The 10496-nt window shown below is 46.6% G+C and carries 11 protein-coding genes; 9 read left to right on the top strand and 2 right to left on the bottom strand.

Annotation, left to right across the window (positions count from 1 at the left end):
• The first annotated feature begins 22 nt into the window (after window positions 1–22).
• Window positions 23–442 (top strand): GNAT family N-acetyltransferase, encoded by a 420-nt coding sequence (locus QTO00_RS08080; protein WP_331424158.1) that lies wholly within the window; start codon window positions 23–25, stop codon window positions 440–442.
• 127 nt (window positions 443–569) lie between these two features.
• On the top strand, window positions 570–2213 hold the full coding sequence (locus QTO00_RS08075) for a sugar nucleotide-binding protein (RefSeq protein WP_331424157.1): 1644 nt from the start codon (window positions 570–572) through the stop codon (window positions 2211–2213).
• A 61-nt stretch (window positions 2214–2274) separates the two neighbouring features.
• Here the strand turns inward: QTO00_RS08075 and QTO00_RS08070 are convergent, their stop codons facing one another.
• Complete coding sequence (locus tag QTO00_RS08070; RefSeq protein WP_331424156.1) at window positions 2275–3981, bottom strand: phospho-sugar mutase; 1707 nt, start codon at window positions 3979–3981, stop codon at window positions 2275–2277.
• Window positions 3982–4314: 333 nt separating this feature from the next.
• On the opposite strand from QTO00_RS08070, the gene coxB reads away from it, so the two are divergent.
• Genes coxB through QTO00_RS08050 form a run of 4 tightly spaced genes read left to right on the top strand, consistent with a single transcriptional unit; the run spans window position 4315 to window position 8624 of the window.
• Window positions 4315–5469: a cytochrome c oxidase subunit II gene (coxB, locus tag QTO00_RS08065; protein WP_443088909.1), complete on the top strand. Its 1155-nt coding sequence runs from the start codon at window positions 4315–4317 to the stop codon at window positions 5467–5469.
• A complete protein-coding gene (gene ctaD / locus QTO00_RS08060; protein WP_443088908.1) occupies window positions 5466–7130 on the top strand; it encodes a cytochrome c oxidase subunit I in 1665 nt (554 codons plus the stop codon). The genes coxB and ctaD overlap by 4 nt, the downstream gene beginning before the upstream one ends.
• A 10-nt stretch (window positions 7131–7140) precedes the next feature.
• The gene (locus QTO00_RS08055; RefSeq protein WP_331424155.1) at window positions 7141–7743 is read left to right on the top strand and encodes a cytochrome c oxidase assembly protein; all 603 of its coding nucleotides are present in this window, start codon (window positions 7141–7143) and stop codon (window positions 7741–7743) included.
• Window positions 7740–8624, top strand: a complete 885-nt coding sequence (locus QTO00_RS08050; RefSeq protein WP_331424154.1) for a cytochrome c oxidase subunit 3 — start codon at window positions 7740–7742, stop codon at window positions 8622–8624. The genes QTO00_RS08055 and QTO00_RS08050 overlap by 4 nt, the downstream gene beginning before the upstream one ends.
• A gap of 8 nt (window positions 8625–8632) precedes the next feature.
• On the opposite strand, the gene QTO00_RS08045 is transcribed toward QTO00_RS08050, so the two are convergent.
• Entirely contained in the window at window positions 8633–8881 is a 249-nt protein-coding gene (locus QTO00_RS08045; RefSeq protein WP_331424152.1) for a DUF2909 family protein, read from the bottom strand.
• On the opposite strand from QTO00_RS08045, the gene QTO00_RS08040 reads away from it, so the two are divergent.
• The 3 genes from QTO00_RS08040 to QTO00_RS08030 form a co-directional block, all read left to right on the top strand.
• The gene (locus QTO00_RS08040) at window positions 8880–9620 is read left to right on the top strand and encodes an SURF1 family protein (RefSeq protein WP_331424150.1); all 741 of its coding nucleotides are present in this window, start codon (window positions 8880–8882) and stop codon (window positions 9618–9620) included. The genes QTO00_RS08045 and QTO00_RS08040 overlap by 2 nt on opposite strands.
• Window positions 9613–10155, top strand: a complete 543-nt coding sequence (locus QTO00_RS08035) for a hypothetical protein (RefSeq protein ID WP_331424148.1) — start codon at window positions 9613–9615, stop codon at window positions 10153–10155. The genes QTO00_RS08040 and QTO00_RS08035 overlap by 8 nt, the downstream gene beginning before the upstream one ends.
• Window positions 10156–10172: 17 nt before the next feature.
• Window positions 10173–10496, top strand: a 324-nt coding sequence (locus tag QTO00_RS08030) for a COX15/CtaA family protein (RefSeq protein WP_331424145.1), incomplete at its 3' end; no start/stop codon positions are given.

The following is a 10496-nucleotide window of genomic DNA, read 5'->3' as shown; positions in this document are numbered from 1 at the left end:
CTTATAGACAAGGAAGTAACGTATGAATGTCCAGTTTGTATTAAACCCGCCAAAAAATATTAAAGATGTTATTTATAATGGCTTGAAGGCGTTTAACATGCAGCATTTCCCAGATGAGGAGATTCATAGTCTAGCGTGTTATGTCGAAGACGATGAAGGAAACTTCGCTGGTGGTTTAACGGGCGAGATCTTTACCAATACTCTGTTTGTAGAGTTTCTTTGGGTGGATGAAAACCAACGTAAATCAGGCATCGGCTCATTGTTGATGGAGCGAATTGAATCTGAGGCAAGAGCAGTGGGTGTGACGGATCTCTACCTCGACACCTACACGTTTCAGGCCCCGGGCTTTTACGCCAAATTAGGCTTCAAAGAGGTCGGTCGCTATACAGGTTTCCCAACCGCCGGAGTTGATAAAATTTTCCTCCAAAAGCGAATTGTGTAACGCTCACCAATCTTCCAGTACTAGCCCTACAAACTGTGCTTGGCGGCAAACTATTGCTATCAAGAAACACTGCTTTTCTTTGTTTGTGATTAACTCTCTATCATCATAATCAAAACTTACAGTTCGTATGAAAAAAGTATTAATGACAGGGCTGACGGGAAGCCTTGGTCCGAAAGTCGCTCTGCAGTTTAAACATCGTGGTTGGGAGGTGGTTGAGTGGAATCATCACCATATCTCTCCTACTGATTTAGAACAGAGTGAAGCTTTCTGGAACCAAGTTGATGTTGATGCTGTGTGTCATATGGCGATGGGCAGTGAAGAATGGGCAGGATGGTTAGCCCAACGATGCGCTTGGAAGAAAATACCTTATCTGTTTGTTAGTACAGCGATGGTGTTTGACTCCGAGATGAATGGACCATATGGCATCTTTTCACAACGTAACGCAAAAGAGGATTACGGCCTATATAAAATCCGTAGTGAAGATGCGATTTGGCGTGAGAATCCAGACGCTATGATTGCCCGCATTGGTTGGCAGATATATGACAATGATGTTGGTAATAACATGAAGGCTCATATTGAGCGGCAACATCAGGAACAAGGCACCATCTACGCCAGTACCGCTTGGTATCCTGCTACTTCTCATATGGATGATACGGCTATCGGCTTTTTGCAGCTAATCGAGCGTAATGAGCCCGGGCTGTACCATCTTGATAGTAACGCGAGCGATAGCTGGAGTTTTTATGAACTGTTATGCGCGCTGAAGCAACACTACGACAAAGCGTGGCAAATCGTTCCTTGTTGTGACTATCAACATGACCAACGTTTACATGACGAAAGAATCGCGTTGCCTCCTTTGAGCGCTCGTTTTGACCGTCCAGGTTTGGTTCAACAATCGGGAATCGTTGGTACTAATTGGGGCAGAACACATATCCCTCATTATCGCGACCTTGGCGTTGATGTTGCGGTGCTTTGCGCTAATAACAAGTCGCAATTAGAGCAAGTTTGTCGACAAGAGCAAATTCTAACCGCAGCGACGGATATTTCGACTCTCAATGACTTGGATGTGGTATCTATTGCCACCCCAGCGGCTTTACATGAACAAGCACTCTCCGAGCTAGCAAAACCTTATATTGTTTGCGAAAAGCCTTTGATCGGTTTGGAAGGGAACCTTCAAAATTGGAGCAAGACTAATCAGCGAGTTCTAGTGAACTACGCATTTAGCCAACTCAGCACCGCAAAGAGTATTGAGCACTGGCTAGCGACGCAAAAACAGCCGTGCGAGATTACGCTTGATAGCTGGGTTAATTTGCCTGGTGATTACTCGTTAAAAGAGTGGTTCCTTGAAACAGCGAGCCATCCGGTTGCTTGGCTTCTGCATTCCCTCGGTGACTACCAGCATTGTGATGTGGGTGAGATGAATGACTCACTCAAGGTCACTCTTAAATGTGGTGACCACTCGCTGACGATTAACTTCATGCTTGGCGGTGAGCAGGGAATCGAGCACAAATTAGAAATAAAGAGTGATTCAGTACTGGTGAGCAAAGGCTACTATCGTGTCGGGAAAAAGTGGCGTTTTGACCCGATTTTGGTTGATGGTGTTGCAGTTAACCAAGGTGAGTACAGCGAGTCAGATTGCTGGCTAGATGCAAATAAGAAAAGTATCGCTCTAATGCTAGCCATGTTTAATCAGAGTATTGATTGGCAGCATGGATTAAAACTCGGTGCGTTTGATACCCAGAAAGCGTTACTCATTGAGCGGATGTTTCAATAGCAGTTAGGTGGTAACCGTTTCCAGATCTGTTGTCTGGAAACGGTCGTTAGCTAACTGAAGATTACAGCAAACTATGCTGATGCTCAGAAATTAGCATGCCCATTGATTCCGATGCTTTATCAAGCACCTGTTCAAAGCTATCAGATTCGGCAAACTTTTCGATCACTTCATAGTAACACTTCAGTTTCGGTTCTGTTCCCGAAGGACGGACAATGACCCTTGCACCGCATGATAGATGGTAGATCAATACATCACTTGCAGGTAGGTCGATGGATTCGGTCGAACCGTCAGCAAAGGTCTTGGTGAGTGATTTAAGATCTTCGGTGACTTCGACTTGACTGCCTGCAATCATAGTAGGTGGGTTAGCTCTGAGTTTGTCTCCAACTGGTGGTGCTTTAGGGTCGAGAGCGATACTGCGTTGGGCATTGAGGTACATGCCATGTTGGCGGTAGATAGCTTCTAACTGATCCCAGATGGTTTTGTCTTGGCTTTTTAGCTCTGCGGTTAGTTGAGTGAACGCAACCAGTGCTGATAGGCCATCTTTATCCCAAACTTTGTTGCCAACGGTGTAGCCAAGCGCCTCTTCGTACGCAAATAAGAACTGCTGCTCATCGCTCTGCTTTTGCATTGCCACATTGGTTAACCACTTAAATCCAGTTAGAGTTTGGAAGTAGGTTGCGCCATGTGCCTCAGCTATCCTGCTTAGCAAGGTTGATGAAACAATGGTATTACCGACTAACTGCTTGTTCGCCTCGGTTTTAGACAACAAGTAGTGGCCAAATAGGGTACCCACTTGATCGCCTGTTAGCATTTGATAATCCCCATCAGATTTACGTACTGCTACGGCAAAACGGTCAGCATCTGGATCGTTAGCACAGGCAATGTCGGCTTTGTGTTGCTTGGCTAGCGCTATCACCATGTCCATTGCCCCTGCTTCTTCCGGGTTCGGGAAGTTGACGGTCGGAAAAGACCCATCAGGCTCGCTCTGCTCTGCGACGCTAAAGAAGTGATCAAACCCTGCATCTTGAAGTAGAGTCTGTGCCATGTTGGCGCCAACACCATGCATGGCGGTGTAGGCGATAGTAACTCCATTCGGATGAGTGTCGTTGTTCAACAGAGGATTATCGTTCATTGTTTGGCGGTAAGTTTGGTAATAGTCATCTCTCAGCCATACTAGAAGGTCATGCTTTTCTGCGTCATCAAGTGCCATCAGCAGGATAGGTTTGGTCGCCGCAGTATCAATTTGGGCAGCAATACCAGAATCATGCGGCGGAATGATCTGCGCGCCGTTTTCCCAATAGACTTTGAAGCCGTTGTACTCAGGGGGATTGTGGCTTGCGGTCACGACGACCGCAGCTGCTGCGTTAAAGTGTTTTACGCCAAACGCGACAATCGGTGTTGCAGCAACGTCATGGGTAAGGAAAACCTTAATACCGAGCGCAGTGAGTACCGATGAAGTATCGTGAGCGAATTGCTTAGAGTCTGTTCGACCATCGTAGCCAATGACAACGCCACGAGCTTTAGCGTCTTGGATTTGCTCGATAAGGTAGTGCCCCAGACCTGTGGCCGTTTCTTGAATCACCAGGCGGTTCATACGGTTCGGGCCGCATCCCACCTTGCCGCGCAACCCTGCTGTGCCAAACTCAAGTCGTTGACTGAAACGATCTTCGAGCTCTTCGAATGCTTTTTCATCGATTAGGTGTTGAAGTTCTTCACGAGTATGAGGGTCAGGATCTTTTTCCAACCATCGAGTCACTTGTTCCATCATGATTCTGATACCTTTTTCATGTCTTAGCTTAATTCTATGTTATTTACTCAACTTCGCATGACTTTAATTGATATTGATTATCATTTGCGAGAGCGCAATCGCTAAACCTGCGGATGATTTCTCCGTTGTCCATTTCTAGTTGGACTTTCTTGCACAATTTACAAACGCCAACTAACGTTTATTAACATAAATATAACAAATGACATGAAATTTACTGGTTATAAGGAATTTTCCAAGTCCAAAGGCTGATTGGTACTTTCTTGCAGATGTAGGCTCAATGCAAAGACCTAGTACCAGCATCACGGTTGATGACTCTGGCAGAGGAGAGGTCTTTTGAAAAGTTTACCTTTGTTGCTTTGGCGACTGAGTAGCGTGTGGTTGGTCTGTTTCACTGCGTCTGTGAATGCGGATGAGAGCGCCTATAACATGACTCAGGGCGTAACCAACATCAGTGAGCAAGTCTACGAACTGCACATGCTGATATTTTATATCTGCTGCGCGATAGCGGTAGTCGTCTTTGGTGTGATGTTCTATTCCATGTATCACCACCGCAAATCGAAGGGTGTCGTTGCTGCACACTTTCACGAGAGCACTAAAGTCGAAGTCATCTGGACCGTCATCCCTATCATCATCCTCGTTTTAATGGCTATTCCTGCAACCAAAACCTTGGTGGCGATGGAAGATACTTCTCAAGCCGATCTAACGGTGAAAATTACTGGTTCCCAATGGAAGTGGCATTACAGCTATTTTGGTGAAGACGTGGAGTTTTTTAGTTTGCTTGCGACTAGCCAGAAGGAAATCGATGGCATAGAAGAGAAAGGAGCGCACTACCTACTTGAAGTTGATAATCCGCTTGTACTGCCAATTAACCGCAAAGTGCGTTTTTTATTAACCGCCGATGATGTTATTCACTCTTGGTGGGTGCCTGATTTCGCGGTCAAGAAAGACACCATTCCAGGGTTTATCAATGAGGCGTGGACGCGAATCGATAAGCCTGGTGTATACCGAGGTCAGTGTGCTGAGCTCTGTGGCCGCGCCCATGGCTTTATGCCCATTGTTGTTCATGCCATGGAAGAAGAGGAATACGAACAGTGGTTGCGAGATAAGAAAGCCGAGATTGAGCAAGCAAAACAAGAGGCCGCAGCGTCGCTGACCGCATCTTTGCCATTGGATGAGCTGATAGCTATTGGCGAGAAAGTCTATCTTGATAGATGCGCTGTATGTCACCAAGTAACTGGCGCGGGTATCCCGGGGGCGTTCCCAGCCATCACTGGTAGTAATGTCGCCACGGGAGATGTTTCGCAACACATTGATGTTGTTGTTAATGGTCGCTCAGGGACTGCCATGCAAGCATTCTCGAATCAGTTGAGCGACAAAGAGATCGCGGCAGTTGTGACCTACCAACGCAATGGACTAGGTAACAGTGTTGGTGATCTAGTCCAAGCTTCGGATGTTAACCAGTTTAAGGCGTCTAAGGAGGGACAATGAAAATGTCCAAACCTGATTCGATTGTAGAAGATAAAACCAAATCAGCGCCTGTGACTGATGCAGAGTTAAGCCGGGCTAACAGTAGCATAACCGCAGATGAGCACGAACATGATCATCATGGACCTGCTAAAGGCGTGACTCGTTGGCTCTACTCCACTAACCACAAAGACATTGGGACACTTTACCTGTGGTTCAGCTTCATCATGTTTTTAACCGGTGGCGCGATGGCAATGGTCATTCGTGCAGAGTTGTTCCAACCTGGATTGCAGTTAGTTGAGCCACAGTTCTTTAACCAAATGACCACGGTTCACGGTTTGATCATGGTATTTGGTGCAGTGATGCCTGCTTTTACGGGATTAGCTAATTGGATGATCCCGATGATGATTGGTGCTCCGGATATGGCGCTGCCACGAATGAACAACCTCAGTTTTTGGATTCTTCCTTTTGCCTTTGCCATTCTAATTGCATCACTATTTACTGAAGGTGGAGGACCTGATTTTGGTTGGACTTTCTATGCTCCGCTTTCAACTACCTATGGGCCAGATAGCACTGCGTTATTTGTATTCTCAGTGCATATTATGGGGATTAGCTCGATTATGGGGGCGATCAACGTTATCGTCACCATCGTCAATATGCGTGCACCGGGAATGACTTGGTTTAAGATGCCAATGTTTGTCTGGACTTGGCTCATCACTGCGTTCCTACTCATCGCGGTCATGCCAGTTCTCGCAGGGGCGGTGACTATGGTGCTGACTGATAAATACTTCGGCACCTCATTCTTTGACGCCGCTGGTGGCGGTGACCCTGTGATGTTCCAACACATATTCTGGTTCTTTGGCCACCCGGAAGTGTACATCATGATTTTGCCTTCCTTCGGTATTGTGTCGGCGATCATTCCCGCTTTCAGTGGCAAGAAGTTGTTTGGTTATCACTCAATGGTGTACGCCACTTGTAGTATTGCGTTGCTTTCGTTCCTAGTATGGGCACACCACATGTTTACTACCGGTATGCCTGTGTTTGCTGAGCTGTTCTTTATGTACTGCACCATGCTGATCGCTGTGCCAACGGGGGTTAAAGTGTTTAACTGGGTAGCGACTATGTGGCGCGGGGCGATGACGTTCGAAACGCCAATGCTGTTTGCTATCGCGTTCATCATTTTGTTCACCATTGGCGGCTTCTCAGGCTTGATGCTCGCCATTGTTCCAGCGGATTTCCAATATCATGACACCTACTTTGTCGTGGCTCACTTCCACTATGTGTTGGTGTCGGGTGCAGTGTTCTCGATTATGGCTGCAGCTTACTATTGGTTGCCTAAATGGACCGGGAATATGTATGACCACAAGCTAAGTTTGTGGCATTTCTGGTCATCGGTTATCTCTGTGAATGTGTTGTTCTTCCCAATGCACTTCCTGGGCCTTGCAGGGATGCCAAGGCGTATTCCAGACTACGCGATCCAGTTTGCTGATGTTAACCAAATAGTGTCGATAGGTGGGTTTGCCTTTGGTTTGTCACAGCTTATCTTCCTCTGGCTGGTGATCAAGTGTATTAAAGGTGGTGAAAAAGCTTCAGCGAAACCGTGGGATCGCGCCGATGGACTAGAGTGGACGGTACCAAGTCCTGCACCGCATCATACCTTCTCAACGCCACCAAAAATCGATTAGAGGTGGGGCCATGGACGGACAAGCAAACTCAAACCGCAAACTGACGCTCAAGCTGTGCGCAGCCGTTGTGGCGATGTTTGGATTCGGCTTCGCGCTTGTCCCTCTCTATGACGTGATGTGTGAAGCGCTAGGAATCAACGGTAAAACCAATACCGAGTCAGTTTTGCAACCGCAAGGTATGGTTCCTGATACATCCCGCACTATTCGTGTCGAGTTCATGGCGCACAATAATCAAGGCATACCGTGGAGCTTTGTTCCTGAACAGGCTTCAATGGAGGTGCACCCGGGGCAAGTGATTCAAACCGCCTATTTCGCAAAAAACCTTTCGCAAAAAGACATTGTTGGCCAAGCCGTTCCTTCGGTGTCGCCAGGCATGGGCGCAACCTACTTTAATAAGATAGAGTGTTTTTGCTTTAATCAGCAGCCGTTGCAGGCACAGGGCGAAGCCGAGATGCCGCTGATTTTCTATATCGAGCCAGACATTCCAGACTCTATCCATACATTGACTTTGTCGTACACCCTTTACGACATCACTGAGAAAACGACCTCAACCGAGTTAGCTAATGTCTCGTCGCCTGTGGCGTTTGAGGCTTTGCAAGGAGCAGCGCAATGAGTTCTAAACATCAACCCTATTATGTCCCTTCCCAAAGCAGTTGGCCGATTGTCGGTGCGGTATCGCTGTTCTTGATCGCTGTTGGCGCAGGTCTGACAGTTCAGAATATGGCAGAAGGTGGTGATGGCAGTGTGTTTGGCAAACTAATTTTGCTGGCTGGTTTTATCTTCCTGCTCTACATGTTTGCTGGCTGGTTTAGCAATGTGATCAGCGAATCAATGAGTGGCAAATACTCTGCCCAACTGTCCCGTTCATTTAGACAAGGGATGAGTTGGTTTATCTTCTCTGAAATTATGTTTTTCGGTGCTTTTTTTGGCGCGCTTTTCTATGCACGAATGATCTCTGTACCGTGGCTTGGAGGGGCGGGCAACAATGCAATGACTCACGAAGTTATCTGGCCGACCTTTGAAGCGCTATGGCCGTTAACCACAACACCAGATGGTACAACAACCAATGCCATGCCTTGGCAAGGTTTGCCGCTGATTAACACGATTATCCTTCTGACCTCTTCGATTACTTTGCATTTCGCTCATGTCAGTTTAGAGCTCAATAAGCGAATGGCGTTGATCGTGTGGCTAGAGATCACTATCGTTTTGGCGTGCTTGTTCTTGTACTACCAAGGTGCTGAGTATATTCACGCATATCAAGATCTAGGCTTAACGCTTCAGTCTGGGGTGTATGGCAATACTTTCTTCTTGCTGACAGGCTTTCATGGCATGCATGTATTACTCGGCACCATCATTCTTACGGTGCTTTTATTCAGAGTCGCCAAGGATCATTTTACGCCGAAGGACCACTTTGCGTTTCAGGCGGGCAGCTGGTATTGGCACTTTGTCGATGTGGTGTGGTTGTGTTTATTCGTGTTTGTTTACGTGCTCTAACACTCGCACTAGTAAGGGCGAACATTGGGCTCGATAAAACCGCTTAATAAGGCAGCAACGAGCAGGACGATGGCTAAGGCAGAAAGGAATACACGACGGCCTAAATAGAAACTCATAGGTTTGTCATCTGGTTGAGTGTCTTGCTCGGATTCATCATCTGATTTTGAACCTTTAACCATTTCAAACATCGCTCTACCGAGGTTAATCAGGATGAAGAGTAGCAGCAGTAGTAAGACAAGTTTAAAGATGAATACCATGGAGGGTTCCTCATTTGCTCTGCTGAAATCGACAAAATTTATAGTGGCTTGTGTAGTAACTGTGGTTGCCTTTTTGATATTGATCAACTTGGGTTTGTGGCAATTGTCTCGAGCAGATGAGAAAAGCCAAATAGAGCAGAAGGTTACGCAACGAAAACAGTTAGCGCCAATTCGTTTGTCTGAGCTAACTGCGGAGCAGGTGAATAATCCGACTGGTGTTAGGGTTAGCATCAAAGCAATGCCCGTTAAGGGTAGATACCTGCTGTTAGATAATCAAAGCGTTGATGGAGAAGTTGGATACCTAGCATTGCAATTGATAAATACTCAAACAAGTAACAGCTTGCTATTGGAAAGAGGTTTTGTGCCTTCTTCGCTTTATCGCTCACAGCTGCCAAAGGTTGATTGGTTGATAGAGCCATTTGAGTTCACAGGTCGGCTTTACAGCCGTTCGATGAACCCATTGAGCCAAGAATTACATATTGAGCAAGGGGAAATTAGCCGGATTCAGAACCTCAATTTTTCTCAGTTGCGGGAAGCTTGGCAGATAAATCTAGAACCCTATGTTGTGCAGCCTATGGTGGAATCATGGCCTTATGTTCAGCCGTGGCAACCTATCTCAATGAAGCCTGAGAAACACTTAGGGTATGCGGTGCAGTGGTTTTCAATGGCAGCGGTACTAGCCTTATTAGCGATAGGCTTATTAGTCCGAGCATGTTTTCACGGAGGAAGAGATGAGTAATCCAGTCTTGAGAGGAAAGATCATTTTTGTCAGCTTAGTGGTGATGTTCGCTCTGCCCGCTATCATTGCCAAAACCGTACTTAGCCAACATTGGTATCAATCTGGAGTAACCAATAAGGGCGAATTGATTGAGCCTACCGCGACTTTAGGCTCTTTGGGCATAGATAACCCCTATCAGCAGAAACAGTGGCAGCTTGGGTATGTGGTTCCTAAGCGGTGTGATGAGTTTTGTAAGCAGCAGATATATTTGCTTGGCCAAAGCCATATTGCGCTCGGAAAGTATCAACAGCGAGTTCAACCCGTGCTGATTTCCACTGCGCAAAGCGACACGATTAATAGCTCTGAGTATGCCCAATTAAAAGTTAATGACGGGTTTTCTAAGCTCGTTGACCAGTTTGAGTTCGTCATCGTCGATCCGTTAGGGCAGTTGGTGATGCGCTACCCGAAAGTTGCCACCGAAAACGAACTGGTTGCGCAAAGCAAAGGGTTGTTAGCGGATTTACGCAAGTTACTCAAGTTGTCTCGTGTGGGTTAATACCAAGGAGCGCTGAAATGAAATTAATAAACCTAGTCAGATTCAGTCTTATCCTTACTTTTATCGTTATCATGCTCGGCGCTTATACGCGGTTAGCTGATGCGGGCTTAGGCTGCCCAGATTGGCCAGGATGCTATGGCCAACTTTCGGTTCCCAATGAACAACACGAAATTGCTTTGGCGCAATCCCTCTATCCAAGTTTTACGGTTGAGGCTGATAAAGCGTGGCTTGAAATGATTCACCGCTATTTTGCTGGAACCTTAGGGCTGGTCGTTTTTGCCATCACCTTTATTGGGGTTAAAACCGGTCGAATACCTATCACAATGGCAGCTGCAATTTCG

Source organism: Vibrio sp. M260118 (genome assembly GCF_036533755.1).
Lineage (GTDB): Bacteria > Pseudomonadota > Gammaproteobacteria > Enterobacterales > Vibrionaceae > Vibrio.
Note: the sequence above shows the minus strand (reverse complement) of the source record. Positions and strands in the feature narration are given on the sequence as shown.

Bases quoted from the DNA above. Each gene is read 5' to 3' on its own strand.
- QTO00_RS08055 (WP_331424155.1), top strand. From the start codon at position 7,141: ATGGACGGACAAGCAAACTCAAACCGCAAACTGACGCTCAAGCTGTGC.
- ctaD (WP_443088908.1), top strand. From the start codon at position 5,466: ATGAAAATGTCCAAACCTGATTCGATTGTAGAAGATAAAACCAAATCA.
- QTO00_RS08045 (WP_331424152.1), bottom strand. From the start codon at position 8,881: ATGGTATTCATCTTTAAACTTGTCTTACTACTGCTGCTACTCTTCATC.
- QTO00_RS08075 (WP_331424157.1), top strand. From the start codon at position 570: ATGAAAAAAGTATTAATGACAGGGCTGACGGGAAGCCTTGGTCCGAAA.
- QTO00_RS08070 (WP_331424156.1), bottom strand. From the start codon at position 3,981: ATGATGGAACAAGTGACTCGATGGTTGGAAAAAGATCCTGACCCTCAT.
- QTO00_RS08080 (WP_331424158.1), top strand. From the start codon at position 23: ATGAATGTCCAGTTTGTATTAAACCCGCCAAAAAATATTAAAGATGTT.
- QTO00_RS08050 (WP_331424154.1), top strand. From the start codon at position 7,740: ATGAGTTCTAAACATCAACCCTATTATGTCCCTTCCCAAAGCAGTTGG.
- QTO00_RS08035 (WP_331424148.1), top strand. From the start codon at position 9,613: ATGAGTAATCCAGTCTTGAGAGGAAAGATCATTTTTGTCAGCTTAGTG.
- QTO00_RS08040 (WP_331424150.1), top strand. From the start codon at position 8,880: ATGGAGGGTTCCTCATTTGCTCTGCTGAAATCGACAAAATTTATAGTG.